General features: G+C 49.4%; 24 protein-coding genes, 3 tRNA genes and 1 pseudogene. 18 read left to right on the top strand and 10 right to left on the bottom strand.

What is annotated here, in order from left to right; all coding sequences use genetic code 11:
• Positions 1 to 21: 21 nt before the first annotated feature.
• The 13 genes from RYZ26_RS12140 (at position 22) to RYZ26_RS12080 (ending at position 14,206) form a co-directional block, all read left to right on the top strand.
• A complete protein-coding gene (locus RYZ26_RS12140; protein ID WP_317683481.1) occupies positions 22 to 1,746 on the top strand; it encodes a TolC family protein in 1,725 nt (574 codons plus the stop codon).
• A 53-nt stretch (positions 1,747 to 1,799) separates the two neighbouring features.
• Positions 1,800 to 2,501, top strand: a complete 702-nt coding sequence (locus RYZ26_RS12135) for an efflux RND transporter periplasmic adaptor subunit (protein WP_317683480.1) — start codon at positions 1,800 to 1,802, stop codon at positions 2,499 to 2,501.
• A 1-nt stretch (position 2,502) separates the two neighbouring features.
• A complete protein-coding gene (locus tag RYZ26_RS12130) occupies positions 2,503 to 3,834 on the top strand; it encodes an efflux RND transporter periplasmic adaptor subunit (RefSeq protein ID WP_317683479.1) in 1,332 nt (443 codons plus the stop codon).
• Position 3,835: 1 nt separating this feature from the next.
• A complete protein-coding gene (locus tag RYZ26_RS12125; RefSeq protein WP_317683478.1) occupies positions 3,836 to 5,947 on the top strand; it encodes an HlyD family efflux transporter periplasmic adaptor subunit in 2,112 nt (703 codons plus the stop codon).
• 130 nt (positions 5,948 to 6,077) lie between these two features.
• The gene (locus RYZ26_RS12120; protein WP_317683477.1) at positions 6,078 to 6,896 is read left to right on the top strand and encodes an N-acetylmuramoyl-L-alanine amidase; all 819 of its coding nucleotides are present in this window, start codon (positions 6,078 to 6,080) and stop codon (positions 6,894 to 6,896) included.
• 91 nt (positions 6,897 to 6,987) lie between these two features.
• Positions 6,988 to 8,055 (top strand): saccharopine dehydrogenase family protein, encoded by a 1,068-nt coding sequence (locus RYZ26_RS12115; RefSeq protein ID WP_317683476.1) that lies wholly within the window; start codon positions 6,988 to 6,990, stop codon positions 8,053 to 8,055.
• 286 nt (positions 8,056 to 8,341) lie between these two features.
• Positions 8,342 to 9,178, top strand: a complete 837-nt coding sequence (gene phnC, locus RYZ26_RS12110) for a phosphonate ABC transporter ATP-binding protein (protein ID WP_317683475.1) — start codon at positions 8,342 to 8,344, stop codon at positions 9,176 to 9,178.
• A gap of 63 nt (positions 9,179 to 9,241) precedes the next feature.
• Positions 9,242 to 10,258, top strand: a complete 1,017-nt coding sequence (gene phnD, locus RYZ26_RS12105; protein WP_317683474.1) for a phosphonate ABC transporter substrate-binding protein — start codon at positions 9,242 to 9,244, stop codon at positions 10,256 to 10,258.
• A 97-nt stretch (positions 10,259 to 10,355) separates the two neighbouring features.
• Positions 10,356 to 11,162, top strand: a complete 807-nt coding sequence (gene phnE / locus RYZ26_RS12100) for a phosphonate ABC transporter, permease protein PhnE (protein WP_317683473.1) — start codon at positions 10,356 to 10,358, stop codon at positions 11,160 to 11,162.
• Positions 11,162 to 11,812 carry a DapH/DapD/GlmU-related protein gene (locus RYZ26_RS12095; protein WP_317683472.1) on the top strand — a complete coding sequence of 217 codons (651 nt, stop codon included), beginning with the start codon at positions 11,162 to 11,164 and terminating at the stop codon, positions 11,810 to 11,812. The genes phnE and RYZ26_RS12095 overlap by 1 nt, the downstream gene beginning before the upstream one ends.
• 8 nt (positions 11,813 to 11,820) lie before the next feature.
• On the top strand, positions 11,821 to 12,510 hold the full coding sequence (locus tag RYZ26_RS12090) for a DUF1045 domain-containing protein (protein ID WP_317683471.1): 690 nt from the start codon (positions 11,821 to 11,823) through the stop codon (positions 12,508 to 12,510).
• A gap of 11 nt (positions 12,511 to 12,521) precedes the next feature.
• On the top strand, positions 12,522 to 13,301 hold the full coding sequence (locus RYZ26_RS12085; RefSeq protein ID WP_317683470.1) for an endonuclease/exonuclease/phosphatase family protein: 780 nt from the start codon (positions 12,522 to 12,524) through the stop codon (positions 13,299 to 13,301).
• Positions 13,302 to 13,330: 29 nt separating this feature from the next.
• On the top strand, positions 13,331 to 14,206 hold the full coding sequence (locus RYZ26_RS12080; RefSeq protein WP_317683469.1) for an NAD(P)-dependent oxidoreductase: 876 nt from the start codon (positions 13,331 to 13,333) through the stop codon (positions 14,204 to 14,206).
• On the opposite strand, the gene phnN is transcribed toward RYZ26_RS12080, so the two are convergent.
• The 8 genes from phnN to phnG are packed head-to-tail and all read right to left on the bottom strand — an operon-like array spanning position 14,203 to position 20,512.
• Positions 14,203 to 14,769, bottom strand: coding sequence for a phosphonate metabolism protein/1,5-bisphosphokinase (PRPP-forming) PhnN (gene phnN, locus RYZ26_RS12075; RefSeq protein ID WP_317683468.1), 567 nt, complete (start codon positions 14,767 to 14,769; stop codon positions 14,203 to 14,205). The genes RYZ26_RS12080 and phnN overlap by 4 nt on opposite strands.
• Position 14,770: 1 nt before the next feature.
• Positions 14,771 to 15,916: an alpha-D-ribose 1-methylphosphonate 5-triphosphate diphosphatase gene (locus RYZ26_RS12070; protein WP_317683467.1), complete on the bottom strand. Its 1,146-nt coding sequence runs from the start codon at positions 15,914 to 15,916 to the stop codon at positions 14,771 to 14,773.
• Positions 15,913 to 16,611 (bottom strand): phosphonate C-P lyase system protein PhnL, encoded by a 699-nt coding sequence (phnL, locus tag RYZ26_RS12065; RefSeq protein ID WP_317683466.1) that lies wholly within the window; start codon positions 16,609 to 16,611, stop codon positions 15,913 to 15,915. Before phnL ends, RYZ26_RS12070 begins: the two co-directional genes overlap by 4 nt.
• A gap of 10 nt (positions 16,612 to 16,621) precedes the next feature.
• A complete protein-coding gene (phnK, locus tag RYZ26_RS12060; protein ID WP_317683465.1) occupies positions 16,622 to 17,407 on the bottom strand; it encodes a phosphonate C-P lyase system protein PhnK in 786 nt (261 codons plus the stop codon).
• Entirely contained in the window at positions 17,404 to 18,309 is a 906-nt protein-coding gene (locus RYZ26_RS12055) for an alpha-D-ribose 1-methylphosphonate 5-phosphate C-P-lyase PhnJ (RefSeq protein ID WP_317683463.1), read from the bottom strand. Before RYZ26_RS12055 ends, phnK begins: the two co-directional genes overlap by 4 nt.
• Before the next feature lie 6 nt (positions 18,310 to 18,315).
• The gene (locus RYZ26_RS12050; protein WP_317683462.1) at positions 18,316 to 19,428 is read right to left on the bottom strand and encodes a carbon-phosphorus lyase complex subunit; all 1,113 of its coding nucleotides are present in this window, start codon (positions 19,426 to 19,428) and stop codon (positions 18,316 to 18,318) included.
• 2 nt (positions 19,429 to 19,430) lie between these two features.
• Positions 19,431 to 20,042, bottom strand: coding sequence for a phosphonate C-P lyase system protein PhnH (phnH, locus tag RYZ26_RS12045; protein WP_317683461.1), 612 nt, complete (start codon positions 20,040 to 20,042; stop codon positions 19,431 to 19,433).
• Positions 20,039 to 20,512 carry a phosphonate C-P lyase system protein PhnG gene (phnG, locus tag RYZ26_RS12040; protein ID WP_317683460.1) on the bottom strand — a complete coding sequence of 158 codons (474 nt, stop codon included), beginning with the start codon at positions 20,510 to 20,512 and terminating at the stop codon, positions 20,039 to 20,041. Before phnG ends, phnH begins: the two co-directional genes overlap by 4 nt.
• Before the next feature lie 129 nt (positions 20,513 to 20,641).
• Here phnG and phnF point away from each other — a divergent pair, with 129 nt between their 5' ends.
• The gene (phnF, locus tag RYZ26_RS12035) at positions 20,642 to 21,358 is read left to right on the top strand and encodes a phosphonate metabolism transcriptional regulator PhnF (protein WP_317683459.1); all 717 of its coding nucleotides are present in this window, start codon (positions 20,642 to 20,644) and stop codon (positions 21,356 to 21,358) included.
• A gap of 120 nt (positions 21,359 to 21,478) precedes the next feature.
• Here phnF and RYZ26_RS12030 read toward each other — a convergent pair.
• Positions 21,479 to 21,554, bottom strand: a tRNA-Thr gene (locus RYZ26_RS12030).
• Positions 21,555 to 21,786: 232 nt separating this feature from the next.
• On the opposite strand from RYZ26_RS12030, the gene RYZ26_RS12025 reads away from it, so the two are divergent.
• Positions 21,787 to 22,557, top strand: a complete 771-nt coding sequence (locus RYZ26_RS12025) for a substrate-binding periplasmic protein (protein ID WP_317683458.1) — start codon at positions 21,787 to 21,789, stop codon at positions 22,555 to 22,557.
• Here the strand turns inward: RYZ26_RS12025 and rlmB are convergent.
• Complete coding sequence (gene rlmB / locus RYZ26_RS12020) at positions 22,554 to 23,411, bottom strand: 23S rRNA (guanosine(2251)-2'-O)-methyltransferase RlmB (protein ID WP_317683457.1); 858 nt, start codon at positions 23,409 to 23,411, stop codon at positions 22,554 to 22,556. The genes RYZ26_RS12025 and rlmB overlap by 4 nt on opposite strands.
• A gap of 166 nt (positions 23,412 to 23,577) precedes the next feature.
• Between rlmB and RYZ26_RS12015 the strand changes: the two genes are divergently transcribed.
• From RYZ26_RS12015 to RYZ26_RS12005, 3 genes and pseudogenes are all read left to right on the top strand, one after another.
• Positions 23,578 to 23,662 (top strand) — tRNA-Tyr (locus RYZ26_RS12015).
• Positions 23,663 to 23,730: 68 nt separating this feature from the next.
• Positions 23,731 to 23,804: transfer RNA gene (locus RYZ26_RS12010), tRNA-Gly, on the top strand.
• 58 nt (positions 23,805 to 23,862) lie between these two features.
• Positions 23,863 to 24,611 (top strand): annotated as a pseudogene (locus tag RYZ26_RS12005) (GTP-binding protein); the annotation flags it as partial.

Genomic DNA, 24,611 nt, shown 5'->3' with positions numbered 1-24,611 from the left:
GGTTTTGGGAATGACAAATTCATGAGCAAGTTAGCAAAGATGAAAATGAAGAAAACAACATTATTGGGCGTGTCTGTTTTGGCGCTGAGTTTGGCAGGCTGTTCTGTCGTGCCAGAGGTTCTCACCTCGGATGAGCATCAGGCCCGTGTGGAAGGAGATTTGCAAAAGCTTTATGCAGATCAGGAAGCCATTGAACAGCCGATTTCCATGTATGACGCGATGGCGCGTGCACTGAAATACAATATGGATAACCGCCTGAAAATGATGGAAGAGGCTTTATCCAAACGTCAGCTGGATTCTTCCAACATGGGACTGCTACCAGAATTGACGATGAATGCCGGATATACCGAACGTTCTGAACCGGATGCCAGCAACAGCAGTAATGTTGAAACAAACGTTGAATCAACGTCTTATTCTTATTCCGAAGATCAACAACTCCGCACAGCCGATCTGGGGGTTACCTGGAATGTTCTTGATTTCGGTCTCAGCTACATTCGTGCCCATCAAACGGCTGATCGCTACCTGATTTCCACAGAACGTCGTCGCAAGGTCGTGCACAACGTTATTCAGGACGTCCGCGAAGCTTATTGGAGTGCTTTGTCTGCACAGCGTCTTTTGGTGAAGATCGGTCCGTTGCAAGATCGGATTACAAATGCGTTGGCACGTTCCAAAGAAATTTCAGACGCACGTCTGCGCCCACGCCTGGAAACATTGCAATATCGTCGTGATCTTCTGGAAGGCTTGCGTCAACTGAAAATTTTGCGCCGCGAATTAACGGCGTCGAAGGTGAAGTTGGCAACCCTGATGAATATCAAGCCTGGGACAGCTTTTAAGCTCAAGGATGATGGTCAGGCGTTTGCGATTCCAGAAGTGAAGGTCGGGTTGAAAGAGCTTGAAAATATCGCATTGTTGAACCGTCCGGAACTGCGCGAAGAAGCCTATCAAAAACGTATTCGTGCCCATGACGTGACACGTGCGATGATGAATATGATCCCGGGTATTTCGTTTGATTATTCGGTCAATTACGATTCAAATTCCTACAACTATTCCAATAACTGGGCTGATTGGGGTGTCTCTGTCAGCTATAACCTGTTGAAAGTCTTTACAGATGGCGGCGCGCAGCTTGATGAAGCCGAAGCGCAGATTGATGTTGTAAACACACGTCGTCTTGCCTTATCTATGGCTGTGTTGACCCAACTCCACACCTCCTGGGCAAACTTCAAACAGTATAAGGAAGAATTTAGAACAACGACTGATTTGTATGATGTCAACAAGGGTATTTTGACCGAAACCTCTAATGCTGCGAAATCTGGTTCTCAGGCAGAACTTGATCTGATTGAAGCAGAATTGAATACACTTCTGGCAGAACTGCGCCGTGATGTGAATTATGCCGATATGCTGAATGCGGCTGGTAAAGTCTTTGTTTCTGTTGGTGCTGATCCACTGCCGGATACCATCAAGGATCATTCGCTCGAAACCCTATCACAGGCCATCGAAGATCGCCTGAGCGGTTGGTATGCAGGCAAAATTAATATGACGTCTGATAAAGCTTTGGAAGTAACCCAACAACCAAAGCTGAATGACGTATCTGGCGGGGCTAAAGTCACAGAAAAGGTTGAACAGCCTGTGGTGGAAAAGGCAGAAAAAATGGTTGAGCAGGAAGAAAAGCCTGTTGAACTGGCTGGTAAGCCAGAACAGATGCCTGCGAGCATCGGTGGCTGGTTTGACTGGTTTAAATCTAACTAAACATGGTTAGGTTTTGTCTAAGGTTTTCTGCAGTCATTTTTATCCTCGGGTTGATGTCCGCAGGTCAGGCACAGGCGCAGGAACCTGTGCGTCCGCAGGCTCGTGCCCTGATCGAAGCGGTTGATCAGGCGGTTTTGTCAGCAGAATTGCCGGGCAAAATCATTTCCTTTCCTTTTCAGGAAGGCGAAGTTTTTAAAAAAGGTGATTTGCTGATCGGTTTTGACTGCCGTTCTTTCAAGGCTCAGTTGGCAGTGGAAACGGCCGGATTGATTGGTGCACAGAAAAAGCTGGCGAACCTTCAGCGTCTGTTTAAGCTCGGATCCGCCTCGCAACTGGATATCGATCTGGCAGAAGCGGCTGTTCAGCGCTCACAAGGTTTACAGAAACAGGCCAAAGTCCTGACCCAGCAGTGTCAGATCAAAGCGCCGTTTTCCGGCAAGGTGGTGCAACGTGTTGCGCGCCTGCATGAAAGCAAATCCCCCGGTGACCCAATCATTGAAATCCTTAATCACCAAAAGCTTGAGATCAAGCTGGTGGTGCCCTCTTCATGGCTACGTTGGATGAAAGTGGGACAGCCGTTTCAGGTGAAAATTGATGAAACCGGGCAAATCTTTAAGGCAGAGATTGTACGCATCGGCGCGCGCATTGATGCGGTCAGTCAGACGATCAATGTGATGGGGGTCCCGAAGGACGCCAATGATCTGTTACCGGGGATGAGCGGTAATGCCCTGTTTAGCCTGACACCAGAGAATTGATATGTCTGATGTGGCAAGCCAACGTCTGTTAAAACTGCTGGAAGTCGAACGCGAAGCACGTCAAGCCCTGACTAAGGAGGCTTTTGGCTATCACGTGGTGACCCGCACGCGTGAAGTTTTCCCTTATATGCAGGGCGCATTGATCGCGATTAACGAGGCACAGAAACCTGTTTTACAGGCGGTTTCTGATGTGGCGGCCCCGGATTTACATGGCCCTTTCAGTATTTGGTTAAGAGAAGTTGCGACCCATTTGATTAAATCAGGCAAAGCAAACAAACTTCATCAGATTGATGTTTCAAATCTGCCTGATGATTTAAAGGTGCAATGGGCCAACTGGGCACCGAAGAATGTAATCTGGGCACCGCTTTTGACGGCCAATCAGAAACTGGTGGGGGGCTTCTGGTTAACACGCGAAGACGACTGGTTGGAAAATGAAGTCGTTTTGATCGAACGACTTAGCGATTGTTATGCCCATGGCTGGCATGCCTTAAACCGCAGGCCCGGGCTGTTAAAAAAAGTGAATAAAAAGGTTGTCGCAGGGGCCGTGGCGGTTGTGTTGATGCTGGGCCTTATCCCGATTGAACAATCAACGCTGGCCCCGGGTGAAATCATTCCTACAGACCCCATCGTCATCAGCGCCCCGCTTGATGGCGTGGTGGCAAGCCTGGCGGTCCAGCCCCATGATACGGTCACGGCGGGGCAGGAACTGATCCGTTTTGATGAAACCGTGCTGCAAAATAAGGTCGAGATTGCCAAGGAAGCCATGGCAGTGACCAAGGCTGAATTGCAGACCACCCGTCAAAGCGCTTTTCATGATTTGGAAAGCCAGTCAAAAATTGCCCTGCTGGAAGCTCAGGTCGGTTTGCGTCAGGCGGAATTATCTTACGCAGAAAGCCTGTTAAAACGAAGTGTGGTTTATGCTGAACGCGATGGCGTGGTGGTCTTTCGCGATGTCAATGACTGGGTAGGACGTCCGACCCAGACAGGTGAAAGGATCATGTTGCTCGCTGATCCCAATGCCACCCAGTTAAAGATTGAACTGCCGGTGAGTGATGCGATTTCGCTGGATGTGGGATCAGAAGTTCGTTTGTTTCTGGATGTGGATCCCTTATCTTCCATTTCTGCAAAACTGGTGCGCACCAGTTATGAAACCCAACTGTCGCAAAATGGTCAGAACCTGAATTTTCAGGTGATTGCCGACTTTGACGAAACCGAAACTCCTCCACGGATTGGGCTGCGCGGCACAGCCAAGCTTTATGGGGATCACACGGTTCTGGGGCTTTATATTTTCAGAAAGCCCTTGGCCTCTATGCGCAAATGGATAGGGTGGTGATGTGATCGCTGCTGGTCTCCCTGCTTTACGTGAAGATTTACAACTTCAGCCCGGCCCGTCTGATTTAAACGGTGCCCCGACCTGGAGCATCTATGACCCGGTCAGAAACCGTTATATCCGCCTCAGTGCCTTTGGGTTTGAGATCCTCAGACAATGGCATCTGGGCAGTCAGGACGCGATTATGGACCAGGTGGAAAAATGTGCAGGCCGCCGCCCGAAAGAAGATGAAATAAAAGGGCTGGTGGACGTCCTGCAACAAAATCAACTTTTCCATAAAACAGGGGCTGACGGTGTGGAAGAACTGGCAAAAATCGCCAGTATGATGAAGGTCGATTGGTACAAGAAGATTGTGCATCAGTACCTGTTCTTTAAAATCCCGCTTATCCATCCTGATCGTTTTTTGCAGAGAACCAAACATCGCCTGCAATATTTCTATCAACCATCCTTTTATATGATGATCGGTGTGATTGGCCTGGCCGGGCTGTTTTTACTCTTGCGTGACTGGACCCATTTTACGACAGAAACACCAGATTTATTTTCGTGGGAAACTGCGATTTGGGGCGCTGCAGCACTGGTTCTGTCCAAGTTGGTCCATGAGTTTGCCCATGCCTATACGGCGGCCCGGCTGAATTGCAGGGTAGCGTCCATGGGGGTGGCGTTTATGGTTATGATCCCTATGCTTTATAGTGAACTTAGCGACACCTGGCGACTGGTCAGGCGCAAGGATCGCCTTTCTGTGGCAGGTGCAGGGGTGATTGCGGAATTGGTGCTGGCATTGCTTGCGACGTTTGCCTGGTGTCTGCTGCCTGATAGCGGCATTCGTGATGGGGCTTTTATGCTGGCAACGGTCACCTGGGTGATGACGCTCGCGATCAACCTCAATCCCTTTATGCGCTTTGATGGGTATTATCTGTTCGCCGATGCATTGGGAGTAGAAAATTTGCAGGACCGATCTTTTGGTCTTGCAAAATGGGCCTTGCGCGAATGGTTTTTGGGGATTGGTGCACCGATGCCGGAACGATTGAAACCATCGAAAAGGCGCCTGCTGATTGCTTATGCTTTTGCCACGTGGATCTATCGTTTTTTTCTGTTTCTGGGCATCGCGGTGCTGGTTTATTATATGTTCTTCAAACTGCTGGGGGTCATCCTTTTTGTTGTGGAACTGGGTTATTTCATTGCATTGCCCATCTGGAAAGAAGTGAAAGTCTGGTGGTCCCTGAGAGAGAACGTCAATATGTCCAAACCTGCCATTCGTAGCCTGTTGATCCTGTTGGCCGTGGTTTTGTTTTTAAGCGTGCCTTGGCAGCAGCATGTCAATGCACCTGCTGTGTTAAGGGCAGGGGGCTTTAGCTTGTTGTTCCCCTCCAAGCCGGGGCAATTGGTTGATCATTCTCTGGAGGATGGTCGCCGCGTGGAAAAAGGTGATGTTCTGTTTATCCTGTCATCCCCGGAACTGGATTATGAAATTGGACAAAGTGAACAACGTATTGCCGCCAAGGAAGTTTTGTTGCGCCGCTTCGGCACCAGACAGGAAGATACTAATCGCTGGCACATTCTGAAACAGGAAATTGCGGAAGAACAAACTCGGCTTGATGGCTTGACTGCGCTGCGTGAAAAATTGACCGTACGTGCGCCACACGCGGGTACCATTCGTGATGTTGAAACGAATTTGACAACGGGGCGTTGGCTGGCTGAGACACAATTGATGGCGCGCTTGGTGAAAACGGATCAGTTGGAAGTCTTGGCTTATGTAAGCGAACACGCCTATCACCGTATCCGATCAGACGAACCGGCGCTGTTTGTTGCCAATGATTTTTTTGCAGATAGTGTACCTCTGAACGTGATGGATATGGCAAAGGTCAATACGGCCTATGTGGAACATCCCGGTCTCATCGAAAAATTTGGCGGTAATTTGTCGGCGAGAGAAATCGGGAAAAATACTTTTATGCCGACAGAAGCTGTCTATAAGGTTCGCCTCAGCCCTCAAGATGACATCAATGATTTGCCGACCATTCGCTTTGGCACAGTGTCTTTGCCTGCCAGTCGTGAGAGCATCATTGGGCGTTTTGTTGAAACGGTGGGGGCTGTCCTTATTCGTGAAAGTGGTTTTTAAGCGTAAAGTTTATAATTTTCCTCTATCATCCAAATGCGCTTAAAGGTAGTCTTTTAGCCTAACGACATTAAATATTTCCGTTGCTTGAAATTATGGTCATTTTTGATGAACCAACAGTGAGGTTGAGACAATGAAGGTTTTGAAGCATCGCCTATATGATGACAGTTCAAATGCAGTTCCGTATTTTGAAACGCCAAACAAGCGGGGACAGATCTCGCCAGAGTTTCTGGTCATTCATTATACGGCCGGGCGCAGTGCGAAAAGTTCGATCAATTGGCTTTGTGATAAAAGAGCGAAAGCTTCGGCACATTTGGTGATTGCCCGTTCTGGCGAGGTCTCCCAGTTGGCAGCTTTTAATCAACGGACCTGGCATGCCGGGGTAAGCCGATGGGATGGTCGCACGGGATTGAACAGTTTTTCCATCGGGATTGAATTGGATAATCCCGGTATTTTGGAACGCCGTGCCAGTGGATGGTGTACCACCTGGGGGGATCCGGTTGATGACAATGAAGTGATTGTCGCAGCTCATAAAAACGGTGGGCCTGAAAAGGGCTGGCATGCATACAGTTCTGAACAAATTCAGGCCTTGCAGGAGGTTTGTCTTTGCCTGGTTGAAAAATACGGGATTAAGGACATTATCGGACATGATGATATCGCGCCAAATCGCAAAAGTGACCCGGGGCCAGCGTTAGATATGGATCATTTACGGTCTATGGCGTTGGGGCGTCATGAAGATGAACCGCAAGTGTATCAAACAACAGCCAATTTGAATGTGCGTACGGGGCCTGGTCAAAATAATGAAAAAATGGACTTTTCGCCACTTCCAAAGGGCACGGAACTGGAAGTGATTGAAGCCTCCGGTGTCTGGCGTTATGTGGATATTCTGGATGAAATCCAGGGAGAAACCCATCGCACAGGGTGGGTCCATAGCCATTACATTTCCCGTTGAGTCCTGATAATAAATATGTTCGCAATTACTCAATTGGAAGACCATATAAGAAAGAAGAACTTACAGGATCAATTCATCAGGGTGAGCTTTCATGCGTTTTCAAAAAATAGCCGTTTTGGGTTTGGGAAAAGTCGGGGCGTTGGCTGCAACTTTACTGCATGAGGCGGGATTTGATGTCACTGGCTTTGATCTGCGCCAACTTTCAAAGAATTTGCCCTGCGCGATGGATCAATGTGATTTTGCAGATGAAAATCAACTGTCCAAAGCAATGGAACCCTTTGATGCATTGCTCTCCTGTTTGCCCTATCACCTGAACCTGGGTGTGGCAAAGGTCGCTCATATGCAGGGTATGCATTATTTTGATCTAACCGAAGATGTGCCGACAACCAAGGCGATCCTGGAATTGAGCCAAACGTCGAAAGGCATCATGGCCCCGCAATGTGGTTTGGCCCCGGGGTTTATCGGGATTGTCGGGGCGCATCTGGTGGATCAGTTTGACGAAATACGTGCGATTAAATTACGTGTTGGCGCGTTACCGCAAAACCCGACGGGCCATCTGGGATATGCTTTTAACTGGTCGCCGGAAGGGGTCGTGAATGAATATCTTAATGACTGCGAAGTGATTGAAGATGGGGAGATCAAACTGGTTTCTCCCATGGAATGGCTGGAGACCATCTATATCGATGGCATGCAGTTCGAAGCTTTCACGACATCTGGTGGTCTTGGCAGCATGTGTGAAACTTATCTAGGGCGTGCACAAAATCTGGATTATAAAAGCATTCGCTATCCGGGGCACGCCAAGCTGATGAATTTCTTCTTTCATGAACTTTTGATGCGGGAAGATCGTGCCAAAGCGGGAGAAATTTTGACTCATGCTAAACCACCGGTCAATGACGATGTGGTCTATGTGCATGCATCCGCAGAAGGCACCGTTGATGACCGCCTGATGCGTAAAGAATTTGTTCGCTCCTATTACCCAATTATGGTGGCAGGCGAAATGCGAACCGCGATTGCCTGGACGACTTCTGCTTCAGTAGTCTCGGTCATTGAAATGGTTCGCGATGGTTTGTTGCCTGAACGCGGTTTTTTAAAACAGGAGGAAATCATACTGGAAGACTTCCTGAAAACTAGAAATGGGCATCTATATTGGAAAGAATAGACTTCAAGAGCCTGTTTGTCATATTGATACGATTTGATTGAAGTTTCTTTAAAGTGGTTTGATGGGATTTATTCAATCGTTTTGGTATATTTATCAATTGCATAAGGAAATTATCTAGTTGAATAGGCGCCCCCTATCATCTTAGTGGAATTCATCTAGACAACATACAGCTTTGTTTATGGACTATCCTTTCGAATTAATAAAACCTTCAATTTGCGATCATCTTTGAGTCTTCGACTTTCGTCTAAGATACCTGTCAGACAAAATCATTGAACAGGTATTTTTCATGTCCGCAATCAACGTTAAAGAGCTGCACAAGACATTTGGTAAAAACAAAGCTCTGAATAGTGTATCCCTGAATATTGAACCCGGCGAAATGGTTGCCCTGATCGGTGCCTCCGGTTCAGGTAAATCAACCTTGATCCGTCATATTGCCGGATTGGTTTATGGGGATCGTGGATGTTGTGAGATTTCAGTTCTCGGACAAACCATGCAGAAAAATGGCAAGCAGGGCCGGGGCATTCGTAAAATTCGTTCCCAAATCGGCGTGGTCTTTCAGCAGTTTAACCTGGTGAACCGCTTATCAGTTTTAACGAACGTATTGATGGGTTATCTGGGGCAAATTCCATCCTGGCGTGGCTCCCTTGGTCTTTTCACGCAGGAAGAAAAGCAACGTGCCATGGAAGCTTTGCAACGTGTCGGGATTGATCATCTGGCCACGCAGCGTTCTTCTACCTTATCCGGTGGTCAGCAGCAGCGCGCGGCCATTGCCCGCACCATCACACAAGGGGCCGAAGTTATTCTGGCGGATGAGCCGATTGCATCACTTGATCCAGCCTCTTCACGCAAAGTGATGGATACGTTGCAACGGGTTAATCAGGAAGACCAGGTTACCGTGCTGGTGTCGCTTCATCAGGTCGATTATGCCCTTCAATACTGCCCACGCACCATTGCGATGCGTGATGGTCAAATCGTTTTTGACGGTGCATCAGAACAACTGACACCGGAATTTCTAAAGCAGCTGTACGGCGATCATACGCTGGAACTGTACGGCAACGATAAGCAGGAAGAACCTGCAAAAGACTATTTCCCCGAAGGTGCTGTCGCCCTTGCAACTGCCTGATCTTCGGAATTTTTACCTCTACATTTTATCAAAAATCTATGACGCTAACAGGAGTATAGCTCAATGTTTCGTAAACTTCTTGCATCTGCCGCTATCGCAGTCACAGCTATGGTAGCTGGTCAGGCTCAAGCAGACATGACTTTCAAAGCTTTGAAAGAAGACCCGAAAGAACTGAACTTCGGTATCATCTCGACTGAATCGACTTCCAACCTGAAAGAACAGTGGTTGCCGTTGATGAAGGATATGGAATCACAACTTGGCATGAAGGTGAACGCTTTCTTCGCCCCTGATTACGCTGGTGTGATCGAAGCCATGCGTTTCGGTAAAGTTCACTTGGCCTGGTTTGGTAACAAATCCGGTATCGAAGCTGTTGATCGTTCCGGCGGAGAAGTTTTCGCACAAACATCCAAAGCTGACGGTTCACAAGGTTACTACTCTCACATCATCACGCACGTTGACAACAAGCACATCAACAAGCTGGAAGATGTCTTCAAATGTGACAAGTCCCTGAACTTCGGTATCGGTGATCCAAACTCCACGTCCGGCTTCCTGGTGCCTTCTTACTATGTGTTTGCGCAAAACAACGTTGATCCAAAGTCTTGCTTCAAAACAGTGCGCAACGCTAACCACGAAACAAACCTGATGTCTGTTGCACACAAGCAAGTTCATGTTGCGGCTAACAATTCCGAGCAAATCGGTCGCTCCAAAATCAAAGCCCCTGATGCTGCCAAAAACATCAAGGTTATCTGGACGTCACCACTGATCCCGTCTGACCCAATGGTTTATCGCAAAGATATGTCCAAAGAACTGAAGTCCAAAATCAAGGCCTTCTTCCTGGGCTATGGCCGTATCGGTGACGTTGCACACGCCAAGAAAGTTCTGGGCGGTATCTCTGACGGTCAGGGCCTGTTCATGGAAAGCAACAACACACAGCTTTACCCGGTTCGCCAGCTTGCCCTGTTTAAAAACAAGCTGAAAATCGAAAAGAACGAAGGTTTGGACAAAAAAGACAAAATGACCAAACTGACAGCAATCGACAAGAAGCTGGCTGACCTGGCCATCATGGTTGCAGCTCAATAAGACTGACGCCTTTCGGATGCGGCACTCCAATTACAGGAGTGCCGTTTTCCTTATCAAAATTCATTAATTCCTTTTTTATAGTTTCGGATTTTTCAAGATGAATAGCGCAACACACACGCCGCATGCTGCTGCAGTCCCCGCAACGGATATGAAACGATCTGTGTCCAACATTTTGATGTGGGCCATTGTTTTCTGCCTTTTGGCAGCTTCCTGGGAAGGGGCGGACATGCGCCCTCTGGCCTTGATCGAAAATGCGGAGAATATGAGCCAGTTTGCCTCCGGCTTCTTCCCACCTGACATGTCGCAATGGAAGATGTATATGGGGGAAATCTGGATTACGGTTCAGATCGCGATCTGGGGTACGGCGCTGAGCATCGTTTGTTCTATTCCTTTCGGCATTCTGTCTTCTGAAAACATTGTGCCGTGGTGGGTCTATCAGCCCGTGCGTCGTCTGATGGATGCCGCGCGTGCCATCAATGAAATGGTTTTTGCCATGCTGTTTGTTGTCGCCGTTGGCCTTGGCCCTTTTGCTGGTGTCTTGGCCCTTTGGATCCATACAACGGGTGTTCTTGCAAAACTGTTTTCAGAAGCGGTCGAAGCCATTGATCCTCGTCCGGTGGAAGGTATTCGCGCAACCGGGGCAACGGCTTTGCAGGAAGTGATTTATGGCGTGATCCCACAAGTATTGCCGCTTTGGATTTCCTATTCACTTTATCGTTTTGAATCCAACGTGCGTTCTGCGACTGTTTTGGGGATTGTGGGTGCTGGCGGGATCGGGATGGTCCTGTGGGAAAATATCCGTGGGTTTTATTATGCAGAAACTGCTGCGGTGATGATCCTGATCATTATCTCGGTCAGCCTCCTTGATGTTCTGTCCCAGCGTCTGCGTAAAATGGTGACCTGATGAAAGACGGATCAGACATTGAAAAAGTGGTGATGAAGCAGTTAAGCGAAGCCCCAACAATCGACAGTACAGCCCTGGTCAAAGATTGTGATCTTGGTAAATGGACGGAAATCGGGGAGCGCACAAAAATCATCGAAAGCACATTGGGGGATTATTCCTATGTGGTGAATGACAGCGAGATTATCTATACCACCATGGGAAAATTCGTAAATGTTGCTGCCCATACCCGTCTGAATCCGGGGCAACATCCGATGGATCGCCCCAGCATGCATCATTTCCAGTATCGCAGTGCTGCCTATAACATGGGCGAAGACGACCCTGCTTTCTTTGACTGGCGCCGCGAACGTCACCTGACCATCGGGCATGATGTCTGGATTGGTCATGGCGCGGTTGTTCAAGGTGGTGTTACCATCGGGACCGGTGCTGTTATTGGGTCCGGTGCTGTGGTGACCAAGGATGTTGCGCCATATACCATCGTGACAGGCATTCCGTCCAAGCCGTTGCGTGCGCGTTTTGATCAGGATGTTCAGGATGCCTTGATACGGGTTGCCTGGTGGGATTGGTCCCACGAAGAATTATCGGAAAGAATGGAAGATTTCCGTACATTGGATGGGCTATCTTTCTGTAAGAAATACGATCTGGGACTATAGGGTTGAAGATGGAATACGAACGTTTCGCGCTATATTATGCCCCACCAAAGGGGGCTGCCTTAGCTGACTTTGGTAACAGCTGGCTGGGTTGGGATGCTGAAAACCAGCGGGAAGTTGATCGTCCCGTTCTGAAAGGAATTTCGGCAGATGATATTGCACGCATAACGACTGCGCCATCACGTTATGGTTTTCATGGGACCTTAAAGCCGCCTTTCAGATTGAAAGAGGGCAAGACAATTGCACAGTTGGACAGCGCCATCAGTGATCTGGCAAAGAGCTTGTCTTTTATTGTCTGTGGTCCCTTGCAGTTAAAGCAGATCGGGCGGTTTCTTGCGCTGGTTCCGACAAATTGCAACAAGGCCTTGGCGCGTTTTGCAGGGAACTGTGTCATGGAACTGGATGATTTTCGGGCAGCACCGACAGAGGCTGAGCTCGTTAAACGCAGAAAAGCCAATCTGACAGCCCGTCAGGAAGAATTGTTGCAGCAATGGGGCTATCCATACGTCATGGATGAATTTCGTTTCCACCTGACCCTGACGGATCAACTGGAAGAAGCCGAACTTTCTTCTGTTCGTAAACAACTGCACGGGGTGATGCCCCATATCCTGACGTCTCCGCTGGAGATTAAGGAGATTTGCCTGTTTGGTGATCCGGGGAATGGGCAGTCTTTTCATTTGGTCAAACGTTACAGCTGTTAGGGAATTCTCCCATGAAAAGCTTGAAAATAGCCAGTTTGAATACCTGGAATTGTCAGGGGAACCTGCCTAAACGTTTTGCCTTGATGGCCGATGGGTTGAAGACGCTGAACCCGGATGTGATTTTGCTGCAGGAAGTTTTCAATGGCCTGCCGAACGGTTTTAATGTGGCGCGTGAATTGGCAAAAATCTTCAATATGGAATGTGCTTTTCTGCCAGCACGGAAAAAGAAACGGGTCCACGCCGGACGCTCTGTCCTGTGCCATTCCGGCCTTGCGGTTTTGTGCCGTGGGAAAATTCTGGAAAATACAACCGTTCCTTTGCCGCAGGATAGTCGTGATGGTGAACGGGTCGCGCAAATGGTCACCATTGATATTGATGGGCTAAGGGGGCTGGTCGCCAATATCCATTTAAGCCATCTGGAAAATGAAGACGGCCTGCGTAAACGACAGCTTGCCAAACTGATCAGCCAGATCAAGTATAGCAGTTTTGATCGACACTTCTGTGTCCTGGGGGGCGATATGAATTTGGCAAAGGGGCATCAAATTCTGAATGATCTGAAGAGAAAAGAAGGCTTTGTTGATGCCTCTGACTTCTTTGTCAGTCCAAACGACAGTAGTCTGAATGATACAGACGGGCTTGGGACGTCAAACGGATTGATCGATCATATCTTCCTGCGGGTCCCGCTGGATGTCAGTGGCATAAATGCCCGCCTGGAAATGGATCATGAAGACCCTGTGTCGGGGTATTTCCCCAGTGATCATAAAGCTTTGTTCACAGAAATCAGATTTTGATAAGATATGAAAAACAATAAGGAAAACCGATGTCAAAAATCGCTTTTTTAGGATTGGGCCTGATGGGCCAGGGCATGGCGGCAAATATGCTGCGTGCAGGTTATGATGTTACGGTCTGGAACCGCACCGCATCCAAAGCAAAGGCGCTGATTAAGCACGGGGCTCGTCTGGCACAAAGCCCGGCTGCATGCGTTGAAGGCGCAGAGGTGATGATCACCATCCTTGGCGATGATGCGGCGTCTCAGGAAGTCTGGTTGGGGGAGGATGGTATTCTGTCCGGCAACCCCGCACCCGGTGCGATTGCTATTGAAAGCACAACGGTTTCCCATGAGTGGGTGCAGATCTTGGGTGAAAAATGTAGCGCACAAGGTCTGGGTTTTTTGGACTGTCCGGTCACGGGTGGTCCTCCAGGTGCAGAAAGCGGGCAGTTGGGTTTGCTTGTCGGTGGGGCGAATGACACCCTGAAAAAAGCAGAACCCATCTTGCAGGCCTATGCCAAAAAAATCTTCCATTTTGGCCCTGTTGGTTGTGGCACGGCCTATAAGCTGATTGTTAATTCCTTGGGCGCTGTTCAGGTCGCGGCATTGGCCGAAGCCATGTCTGTTGCCAAAACCATCGGGCTGAACCTGGATCAGGTCACCGACGCTTTATGCGCAGGCTCTGTCGCCAGCCGTGTGGTTGGCTACAATGCGCCCATGATGGCATCTGATGATCATGATGAGGTTGCATTTGCAGCCAAATGGCGGGCAAAAGATCTGGGCTATGGGGTGAATATGTCCCAAAATGCCGGGGTGGATGCAGGCATGTTCCAGCAAGCCTCAAGTGCCTTTCAAAAAGCGATTGAAGAAGGGCTGGGGGAGAAAAATGAAAGTGTACTTAGCGAATTACATAAAACTGATGCTTAAGCTGATCTTTCAAAATCATTGGGAGTGGAAATCGTTGCGATAAAGGCTTTAACGGATTGTTCCAGATTGGCGCTGTTATCGATTTCCACCACGTAAGGGCCGACCACATTAAAGGCCCGGGCACGTTCCAGGCGCTGGGCGATATCGTCATCATTTTCACGGCCCCGTGCGCGCAGGCGAAGTTCCAGTTCATCTGGGGATACCTTGATGGAAATGACCGTGACATCATCATAATGTTCACGCACAAATTCAATCACGCCGCGCGAGACATTGACCACAACATTGGTGCCACGGTTCAGATAATCATCGATGGTGTGGGGGACACCATATTTCAGATCATGGGCCCCCCAGTAAAAGGCAAATTGGGCCTGTAGACGCAACAGTTCGAACTTATATTCATCTACAGCAATGTGGTCTTCGCCGCCTGCATTTTCGTTGCGGGTGATATAGCGTTGTGGGAAATAGACATCTTCGCTACCCGCAAAATGTTCTTTTGCCGCATCCAGCAAAGTGTCTTTACCTGCCCCGCTTGGGCCTACAACAAGAAACAGACGACCAGTCATATCAGGAAACCCTTCTTCCTTCACGCCACACACCACGGATCACCGGGTGGTGGTGAGAGTGATGAACATGGATAAGATCGGCGCGTTTGCCCGGTGCAATTTCACCGCGATCTGTAAGGCCAACACTATCAGCAGGCGTCTTGGTGACGGTGCGGATGGCCTTGGGCAGATCATATCCGTCGAAATCTTCAAACAACAACATGGAGGCATGCAGCAGGCTGTGGGGCACATAGTCGCTGGAGATAATGTCCAGGTAGCCTTCCCTGGCCAGATCACCTGCGGCAACATTGCCGGAATGTGACCCACCACGGACCATGTTGGGTCCACCCATCATGACGGCCAAACCATTTTCATGGGATTCCTTGGCGGCTTCCACCGTGGTTGGGAATTCTGCAACGGTCATTTTGTCGCTGACAGCCTCGGCCACATGTTCCTTGGTGGCATCATCGTGACTGGCGAGCGCAAGATTGCGACGGTGCGCTGTTTCCACCACATGTTTGCGGTTTTTCGCACTGAAAAGTTCCTGATCCTTGCGACGCTGGGCGATGAATGTTTCCATTTCTGCATCGCTAAGGCCGTATTTGCCCTGATAATAAATGTAGTAAGCTTCCAGGGAGACAAACTGGCGTTGACCCGGTGTGTGATCCATCACGGAAAACATTTTAACCAGTTCATTGTCGCACAACTGGTCCAGCGATTCCTGCATAGCAGAATAACTGACTTCGCAGCGCAGGTGGATCAGGTGATCTGCACGCAGCAGATTTTCTTTTTTGGTATGGGCAAGGCCATTAACCATTTCCTGCAGGCGGGTAATACGCGCACTGCCGTCTTTTACATCGCCAACAGCGATGGCATCAAATACGGTTGTGATGCCCGCGCTGGCGATTTGATTGTCATGGGCAACGATGGCGGCCAGTGACGGCCATTCTGTTTTTGGGCGCGGCGTCATGTGTTTTTCAAGGTTGTCTGTATGCAGTTCAACCAGCCCCGGCATTAACAGGTCATTGCCCATGTCAATGGCAACAGGCAAAGAGGAATTGCCCGGGGAAACATCGTAAATCTTGTCGTCACGAAGGGTAAGGGTGCCTTCGACAACTTCGTTTGCCATTACGATTTTGGCATTGGTGAAAATCTGTTCGTTCATCATTTGGAAACCTGATATTGGGTAACGTCAAAAGTATCTGTGCACACCGCATCGCGTGCATCCTGATCGTGGAAGATACCAAGCACAGCGCACCCGCGCCCTTTGGCTTCTTCGATCAGATCAAGGACGGTGCGGCGATTTTCTGCATCAAGAGAGGCTGTGGGTTCATCCAGCAGCATGATGGGATAATCCACAACAAAGCCACGCGCGATATTTACCCGTTGCTGCTCCCCACCTGAAAAAGTCAGAGGGGAAAGGTTCCAGAGATGTTGCGGGATACGCAGGCGGGTAAGCAATGTTCTGGCTTTTTCAAGCGCTGTTTCCTTGGCAACCCCCGTTGCGATTAAAGGTTCTGCAACGATATCCAGTGTGGGGACACGCGGGATCACGCGTAAGAATTGGCTGACATAGCCAAGGGTGCGTTTGCGCACGTCAATCACCTGATGGGGTGTCGCGCTGACCAGATCCATCCATGCGTTATTATGACGGATGCGGATGCTGCCTTCTGAACAAATGTAATTGGCGTAAACCATGCGCATAAACGTACTTTTCCCTGCACCGGATACCCCTGTAAGGGCGATACATTCCCCACTGTTCAGTGAAAAGTTGATCTTTTCAAAAACGGGAATGGTCAGGGCACCTTGTGTGTGTAAGGTAAAGCTTTTGGCGACATTTTCCACGTTAAGCATTTCTGACATTTTAATGACCTTACGCTTGCAAAATTGAAGAAACGAGGAGCTGGGTATAGGGATGCTGCGGGTCATCAAGCACCTGATCGGTCAGGCCGCTTTCCACAACACGTCCTTGCTGCATCACCATCAGACGGTGCGACAACAGTCGTGCAACTGCCAGATCGTGGGTGACGATGACTACAGAAAGACCCAGGTCCTGAACAAGACCACGCAACAGATCAAGCAGCTTGGCCTGCACCGATACGTCCAGCCCGCCCGTGGGTTCATCCATAAAGACCAGACGTGGGCCAGTCACGAGGTTACGCGCGATTTGTAGTCGTTGTTGCATCCCGCCAGAAAAGGTGGACGGTAGATCATCCAGACGTTCATCGGCGATTTCCACCTTGCCCAGCCAATCCTGCGCTGTATCGCGGATGTTGCCATAGTGACGCCAGCCCACACCCATCAGACGTTCGCCAATATTGGCCCCTGCGCTGACACTCATACGCAGGCCGTCGCGTGGGTTTTGATGAACAAACGCCCAGTCGGTGCGCATCAGAAAACGACGTTCCGGTTCGGACATTTCTGAAAACAAGTCCTGCATGCCGTTCGTGCGGGTATCATACTGAATGGCCCCTGATGTTGGCTCAATCTGGCCGGAGATACAGCTCAGCAGCGTTGATTTGCCGGAGCCTGATTCTCCCACGATCCCCAGAACTTCCCCGGGCCAAAGGTCAAACGAGATATCGCGACACCCAACCCGTTCGCCATACATCATGGTTAAGTCTTTTACACTCAAAAGAATGTCGTCAGCGCCGATCATTGTGCGGCCTCCATTGTCTTGTCTGTCTCATCTTGATTGGCTGATCCACGGAAACCTTTTTCCTGGCGTTCGTGACAGAAATGGCTGTCGGAACAAACAAACATCCGGTTGCCCTCGTCATCCAGAATAACTTCATCAAGGAAGCTGTCGGTTGCCCCGCAAAGGGCGCAGTTTTCTTCCCATTTCTGAACTTCAAACGGATGGTCTTCGAAATCAAGGCTTTCCACTTTGGTGTAGGGTGGGATGGCGTAAATCCGTTTTTCCCGACCTGCGCCAAACAATTGAAGCGCCGGACACATATCCATTTTCGGGTTATCAAATTTCGGAATGGGTGACGGGTCCATCACATAGCGATCATCGACCTTTGCCGGATAGGCGTAGGTCGTGGCGATATGGCCATGACGTGAGATGTCTTCGTAAAGCTTCACATGCATCAGGCCATATTCTTCCAGTGCATGCATTTTACGGGTTTCGACTTCGCGTGGTTCCAGAAAACGCAGCGGTTCCGGGATCGGCACCTGATAGACCAAAATCTGGTTTTCGCTTAGTGGTGTCTCCGGGATACGGTGACGGGTCTGGATGATGGATGCATCCGTTGTCACTTCGGTTGTCTGCACATTTGCCGTCTTTTCAAAGAACTGGCGAATGCTGACTGCGTTGGTGGTGTCATCACTGCCCTGATCAATCACTTTCAGGGTGTCGTTTGGCCCCAGAACCGAAGCCGTTACTTGCACACCACCTGTGCCCCAACCATAAGGCATGGGCATTTCACGACCCGCAAAGGGCACCTGATAGCCGGGAATAGCAATGGCTTTCAGGATGGCACGACGGATCATGCGTTTGGTTTGTTCATCCAGATAGGCAAAATTATATTCGGACTGAAAAGCGTCATGATAAGTCATGAGAAATTACTCCGCCGCCTGTTGTTCTTGTGTGTCTTTTTCCTCAGCTTCGCGGCGCATACGACGCACCAGTTCCAGTTCTGACTGGAAATCGACATAGTGAGGAAGCTTGATATGTTCCACGAAACCTGTGGCCTGAATGTTATCGCTGTGAGACAGGACGAATTCCTCATCCTGAGCCGCCGCGACCACATCTTCGCCCATTTCGCGCGCGCGCAGGGACCGATCTACAAGGGCCATGGAAATGACCTTGCGTTCGTTCTGCCCGAAAGCGAGGCCGTAGCCACGTGTAAATTGTGGTGGTTCTTTTTTGGACCCCTGGAATTGGTTGACCGTTTCACATTCGGTCAGTTCAATTTCCCCGATATCAATGGGGAAGCCCAGTTCTTCCGGTTCAATCACCAGATTGGCATTTCCGAAGCGAATTTCACCGACAAAGGCGTGGTTGCGGGCATAGCCGCGCTGGGTGGAATAGCCAAGGGCCAGAACAAATCCTTCATCACCACGCGCCAAGTTCTGCAGGCGGATATCACGATCTGCCGGGAAATCCAGGGGTTCACGGGTCAAATCCCCCACTGGCTGATTTTCTTCGTCTTCATGTACCGGTTCCTGCTGGATAAGTCCTTCGTTGTTTAAAAGGTTATCCAGAACCCGTGGCATGTCGATGTCCATCGGCGTTTCAGATAGATTTGCGGTCGGAGCTTCATCGCTTTCTTCATTCAAACCGAAGTCGATCAGGCGATGGGTATAGTCAAACGTTGGACCCAACACCTGACCACCGGGCAAATCCTTGTAGGTTGACGAAATTCGACGATCGATCTGCATGGCCGATGTATCGAGCGGTTTGCTATAGGCAAAGCGGGGCAGGGTGGTGCGATAGGCGCGGATCAGAAAGATCGCTTCGATCATGTCCCCACGTGCCTGCTTGATGGCAAGGGAACATAGCTCTTTATCATAAAGCGAGCCTTCGGCCATGACCCGGCTGACGGCTAACCCAAGCTGTTCGGAAATCTGCTTGGTCTGCAGTTCGTCGACGTCCTTGTTACCCCGGCGGTCTTCCGCCAGAAGTTTATGGGCATTTTCGATGGCTTTTTCGCCACCCTTTACAGCAACATACATAATCAGCCCTCCACTTTCACGGTTCTGGGAACGGCACAAATTTGGTTTTCAGAAGCAAAAATCACGTCCACACCGCAAGGGAAAGTCGGGCGGTTATTGGCAAACCAGACCCAGAAATCTTTGGGCAGAGGTTCCACGCTCAGGGACTGTGTGTCCTGAATCCCAGGGCCTGTCAGGGTGAGGCTGTTTTCATTGCTGAGGCTTGAAACGCTGACAATCACGGTGGCTGAACGATCCGGGAATTCTGCAGACCCGATTGTAAGCGGTTTTAAAACATCAACGGATGTTTGTGCATCAATAAGGGCGAACTGACACTGGGCCGGGTCTTCCACAATGCGACATCCCGTGTGAAAGGCCAGGAAGTCACGGGCCTGCACGCTATCCAGTTCCGGGGACAGCCAGATGTTGGTTTCCATATCGGCCAGTGCCAGCAACAAGGCGGCAGACGGTGTATTCAGGCTGTCTGGATACGCGCACAGGGCCTTCATGTCCTGGATTTGGCCGGGACGTGCCATCGCGTCCATGGCGCAACGGAAAACCTCGGTTGCGTCAAAGGTTGGGTTTTGAAAACCCGCAAGGTTGAAACCATTTACTGTTTCGGCGCTGATGGTCATGCGTCTTCTCCTCGTACCATGGTGAAGAAATCAACTTTTGTGGAAGCCACTTTGGCTTCGCGTGTTTTGCGCGTTTCTTTCAAGCGGCGTTCGATGACAGAGACAACATCTTCCATGACGCGGGTATGCCAGTCCGGGTTTTGTAGCAATCCATCAAAGGCGGCAGCCAGTTCGGCATGACGCTTGTCACGGCCTGTAACGTAAGAATGGCCGATTTCACCGCTTTCCAGACTGACGGAACAACGTGTCACCGTCGTTTCACCCAGGTTAAAGCGCTGGCCGACACCGCCTGCGCGGGCACGCACCATAAGCAATCCGGTTTCCGGCTGGCGCAAGGGGCGATAGCTTTGGGTCAGGGAAAGGCCGTCCCAGAAAGATTGCAGTTCTTCGGCTGAAGAGCGCGCTAAAATCGAAATCCAATGCTGGCGCTGTTGAAGGGCGGCGTCATTGGTCTGCTGTGTGTTACTCACCAGTTTCTCCTTTCGACAAATTCAATATTTATCTAGACATCTATATCTTTTCTTGTTATATGTTTTCTCCATCAGCTTGGCAATTGTCAGTTGGTGAAGGTTTTGTGACGCTGATTTGGGGGCATGATTATGGAATGGGAAAAAGGCGAAGCGATCTGGAAGCAAATTGAACGACAGCTTCTCAGAGATATTGCGCAAGGCATGTTCAAACCGGGAGAAAAATTACCGACGGAAAAGGAATTGGCCGCCCGATTTGAGGTGAATCGCCATACGGTCAGAAGCGCCATAGCCGCCCTGACAGAATCCAATGTCACACGCGTCGAACAGGGACGCGGCACGTTTGTTCAGGAAGCTGTGCTGGATTATCCACTGGGGACTCGCACCCGCTTCTCCCAAACGGTGTCCGGTCGCCATCGTTTGCCAGACAAACTGTTGATCAAGGCCAGCGTCGAAAAAGCATCAAAGACAGTTGCTAAAAATCTGGAAATCAAAATCGCAACGCCGGTTGTGCGTCTGGAATCCATCAGTGTTGCCGACGATATTCCGCTCGGACATTCCGTCAGTTATTTGCCTGCTGATCGTTTTAAAGGGATTGAAAAGATATTCGAAGAAACAAAATCCCTTACCGAAAGTTTCAAACACTATGATATCCGGGATTACACAAGAAAATACACCCGCATCATCGCACAGTTGCCAACTGCAAATATCGCAACCTTGCTTAAACAGGCCAAAAACAAACCCATTTTGCAAACTGAAAGCGTGGATGTTGATGTGGTCGGCCAACCAATTGAATACGGGATTACCAGCTTTTCAAGTGATCGCGTCCAGTTATTGGTGAACAACTGAATTGATTTTCAGTTAGTGATCTTGTCTCGGTCAGGAGGGGGGATAAACCTTGAGGTCGTGCATTTGTGCCCCGAAACAGAAAAAGGACCTAGCTAATTAAAGCTAAGTCCTTGAAAATTCTGGTGCCTCCACACGGACTCGAACCGCGGACCTACTGATTACAAATCAGTTGCTCTACCAACTGAGCTATAGAGGCTTAATGTGTTGCTTTCCCTCGAAAGCGGGCGGAACTTAACGCAGGCTTTTGGGTTGCGCAAGAGGTTTTTTACAAAAAAGTTGCGATTGGTCTTGTTTTTTTATTAAGTGATTGATTTTAAATAAAAAATAAATAAATAAAAATCATGAAAAATGCGCCGAAATCATGTTTTCTTTACGCTTTGCGATGAGTTCTTTATAAAAACAGGATCAGTTTTTTCGAAGCGGTAATTATGATTCAATCTTTGTGGCGTTTCTGTTTGTTTTTGATGTTTGCCCTTGTTGGGGCAGAGCGCACCCATGCCCATGATATTTCACAAATAAATATGCCGGACCTGGAATGGATGCCTTATTTTATCAAGGCAGAAAATCAGGTGAGCGGACAGGGCTATGCCATGGATATGCTGCAAAAATGCTTTGATGAGGATCAGATCAAGGTCAAGCATGTGGCGACATCAATGAAACGGGCGATGCAGCTGATGCGCGATGGCAGCCTTGATCTTTGGGTTTTCAGCCATCGAAAGGGGCGGGAAGACTGGCTGGAATATTCAGAGGTTCCGTTGTTGTATGATGGCTACGGTGTGTTTGTCCGGGCAGATTCTGATTTTAAGTATACAGAAATGAAGGATCTGATTGGCCTGAAAGTGGGCACTTTGCTGGGCTTGAAGGTGTCTGATGAATTTCAGCAATTTAATGCGCAGCATGGTGTGTCGCATTTTTCCAATGAACGTGGCCTGCTGCTACGTCTCATTCAGGGGCATATTGATGTGGCCGTGATCGGGATGGGGGCCTTTAGTGCCGTTGCCAAACTGGAAAACGCCCTGGATCAGATTAAACTGTCGGGTAAGCCCATCCGGGCGAAGAACTACTTTGCCACTGTGTCCAAGCGCTCGAAAAACATTACAGACCGCAAAGCTTTCTTGCGCGATCTTGACAACTGTCTGTCACGGCTGAAATCATCCATTTTTATAGACGGTCTTTACGAGACTTATTTTGCCAATTAACTTTCTCGCTGACGTGCGATTTCATATAGGGCAACGGCAGTTGCATTGGACAGATTGAGGCTTTCTACGGCTTGAGAAATCGGAATTTTTGCTAGAAAATCACATTTCTCTTTTGTCAGACGGCGAAGGCCGGTGCCTTCTGATCCCATAACCAACAGGGTTTTGCCTGTCATATCGACTTTGGACAGGGGCATTTCGGCATAGCCATCCAGCCCCACACTCCAGAACCCAGCTTCTTTCAAATCTTCCATTGCACGTGACAGGTTGGTCACACGAATAAAGGAGATGCGCTCCAAGGCGCCACAAGCGGCTTTGGCCATGGCACCGGTGACTTCGGGGGCGTTTTTGTCGGGGATAACAACGGCGATCGCACCAAAGCCAGCCGCAGAGCGCAGTACTGCACCGATGTTTTGCGGGTCTGTTGCCTGATCAAGGGCAACGATCAATGTGTTTTCTGCCAGATCACCCAAGATATCTTCCAGATTTTCACGCGCCAGTGGATCAGCCTGCAGGGCGACACCCTGATGGACGGCACCTTGCAGCATATCTTCGATGTCGCGTCGGTCCATCACTTCTGCATCGGGGCGTTTGCGATCAACCGAATCAACAGCCGCTCTTAATTCCTCCCCGTGGGTTTTTAGAAAGTCAGCGGTGACCAAAAGACGGTGGCAGTTGCGTTTGGGGTTGGCAAGTGCACCGATAACCGCATGACGCCCATAAAGCCAGGGCGGTCCCTTTGGGCGCTCTGTTGGCGTGCGGGGAGTATGTTGCTTTGCGATTCCATCGGCAGTTTTGCGTTTGGATGGCGTATTGCGATTTTGACGGTTATCGCGGCGTTTTTTTGGCTTGTTCATGGTTCACAACTTATCATCGGAAATTGGGTAAATCCATAGGGGAGGTGTGCCCGAAATGAAACAATTTATTTTTTTCGGTAAAAATGGGTGTTTTGGCGTTGACAGGGCAGCGATTTTTCCATATTCCCTCCCAACGCGTCATGTGAATGGCGGTCTCTTTTCCCATGGAGGGATGCCTGAGTGGCTAAAAGGGGCGGACTGTAAATCCGCTGGCTACGCCTACGTTGGTTCGAATCCAACTCCCTCCACCACTTAGAGAGGCTGTTTGAAGCAGATGTAATCATATTGCAAGAGACCGCCGCGGAAAATTGCGAACAGGGCGGGTGTAGCTCAATGGTAGAGCAGCAGCCTTCCAAGCTGAATACGAGGGTTCGATTCCCTTCACCCGCTCCAACTTTCCTTACGTGGTCGTTTTTGTGTTTGCTATTTAATTAGATTTCAAGGACGAAAAATGGCTAAAGAAAAGTTTGACCGCTCCAAACCGCATTGTAACATCGGTACTGTCGGTCACGTTGACCATGGTAAAACGNCGCGGTATCACAATTTCTACAGCACACGTAGAATACGAAACTGAAGCACGTCACTACGCACACGTAGACTGCCCAGGCCACGCTGACTATGTTAAGAACATGATCACGGGTGCTGCGCAGATGGACGGCGGTATCCTGGTTGTAAACGCAGCTGACGGCCCTATGCCTCAGACTCGCGAGCACATCCTGCTTGCCCGTCAGGTTGGCGTTCCTGCCCTGGTTGTTTTCCTGAACAAAGTTGACCAGGTTGACGACGAAGAACTGCTTGAGCTGGTAGAAATGGAAGTAACAGAACTTCTGGAAAGCTATGGCTTTGAAGATGTTCCTATCGTTGCTGGTTCTGCTCTGGCTGCTCTGGAAGGCCGTGACGACAACATCGGTAAAGAGAAAATTCTCGAGCTGATGAAAGCTGTTGATGACCACATTCCACAGCCTGAAACAGATACATCCAAACCATTCCTGATGCCGATTGAGGATGTGTTCTCTATCTCCGGTCGTGGTACTGTTGTAACTGGTCGTATCGAAACTGGTATCACCGTTGTTGGTGACGAAGTTGAAATCGTTGGTCTGAAAGACACTCAGAAAACGACTGTAACTGGTATCGAAATGTTCCGTAAACTTCTCGACGAAGCAAAAGCTGGCGACAACGCTGGTGTTCTGCTGCGTGGTC

Origin of the sequence: Terasakiella sediminum (genome assembly GCF_033100395.1) — a bacterium.
GTDB lineage: Bacteria > Pseudomonadota > Alphaproteobacteria > Rhodospirillales > Terasakiellaceae > Terasakiella.
This window is presented reverse-complemented; position numbering and strand designations above follow the sequence as displayed.

Bases quoted from the DNA above. Each gene is read 5' to 3' on its own strand.
- phnK (WP_317683465.1), bottom strand. From the start codon at position 17,407: ATGATCGGCGCTGACGACATTCTTTTGAGTGTAAAAGACTTAACCATG.
- RYZ26_RS12085 (WP_317683470.1), top strand. From the start codon at position 12,522: ATGAAAAGCTTGAAAATAGCCAGTTTGAATACCTGGAATTGTCAGGGG.
- RYZ26_RS12135 (WP_317683480.1), top strand. From the start codon at position 1,800: ATGTCCGCAGGTCAGGCACAGGCGCAGGAACCTGTGCGTCCGCAGGCT.
- RYZ26_RS12090 (WP_317683471.1), top strand. From the start codon at position 11,821: ATGGAATACGAACGTTTCGCGCTATATTATGCCCCACCAAAGGGGGCT.
- RYZ26_RS12080 (WP_317683469.1), top strand. From the start codon at position 13,331: ATGTCAAAAATCGCTTTTTTAGGATTGGGCCTGATGGGCCAGGGCATG.
- phnN (WP_317683468.1), bottom strand. From the start codon at position 14,769: ATGACTGGTCGTCTGTTTCTTGTTGTAGGCCCAAGCGGGGCAGGTAAA.
- phnH (WP_317683461.1), bottom strand. From the start codon at position 20,042: ATGACCATCAGCGCCGAAACAGTAAATGGTTTCAACCTTGCGGGTTTT.
- rlmB (WP_317683457.1), bottom strand. From the start codon at position 23,411: ATGAACAAGCCAAAAAAACGCCGCGATAACCGTCAAAATCGCAATACG.
- RYZ26_RS12055 (WP_317683463.1), bottom strand. From the start codon at position 18,309: ATGACTTATCATGACGCTTTTCAGTCCGAATATAATTTTGCCTATCTG.
- phnF (WP_317683459.1), top strand. From the start codon at position 20,642: ATGGAATGGGAAAAAGGCGAAGCGATCTGGAAGCAAATTGAACGACAG.
- phnL (WP_317683466.1), bottom strand. From the start codon at position 16,611: ATGTCAGAAATGCTTAACGTGGAAAATGTCGCCAAAAGCTTTACCTTA.
- RYZ26_RS12070 (WP_317683467.1), bottom strand. From the start codon at position 15,916: ATGATGAACGAACAGATTTTCACCAATGCCAAAATCGTAATGGCAAAC.
- RYZ26_RS12140 (WP_317683481.1), top strand. From the start codon at position 22: ATGAGCAAGTTAGCAAAGATGAAAATGAAGAAAACAACATTATTGGGC.
- RYZ26_RS12115 (WP_317683476.1), top strand. From the start codon at position 6,988: ATGCGTTTTCAAAAAATAGCCGTTTTGGGTTTGGGAAAAGTCGGGGCG.
- phnE (WP_317683473.1), top strand. From the start codon at position 10,356: ATGAATAGCGCAACACACACGCCGCATGCTGCTGCAGTCCCCGCAACG.
- RYZ26_RS12050 (WP_317683462.1), bottom strand. From the start codon at position 19,428: ATGTATGTTGCTGTAAAGGGTGGCGAAAAAGCCATCGAAAATGCCCAT.
- RYZ26_RS12025 (WP_317683458.1), top strand. From the start codon at position 21,787: ATGATTCAATCTTTGTGGCGTTTCTGTTTGTTTTTGATGTTTGCCCTT.
- RYZ26_RS12130 (WP_317683479.1), top strand. From the start codon at position 2,503: ATGTCTGATGTGGCAAGCCAACGTCTGTTAAAACTGCTGGAAGTCGAA.
- phnC (WP_317683475.1), top strand. From the start codon at position 8,342: ATGTCCGCAATCAACGTTAAAGAGCTGCACAAGACATTTGGTAAAAAC.
- RYZ26_RS12095 (WP_317683472.1), top strand. From the start codon at position 11,162: ATGAAAGACGGATCAGACATTGAAAAAGTGGTGATGAAGCAGTTAAGC.
- RYZ26_RS12120 (WP_317683477.1), top strand. From the start codon at position 6,078: ATGAAGGTTTTGAAGCATCGCCTATATGATGACAGTTCAAATGCAGTT.
- phnD (WP_317683474.1), top strand. From the start codon at position 9,242: ATGTTTCGTAAACTTCTTGCATCTGCCGCTATCGCAGTCACAGCTATG.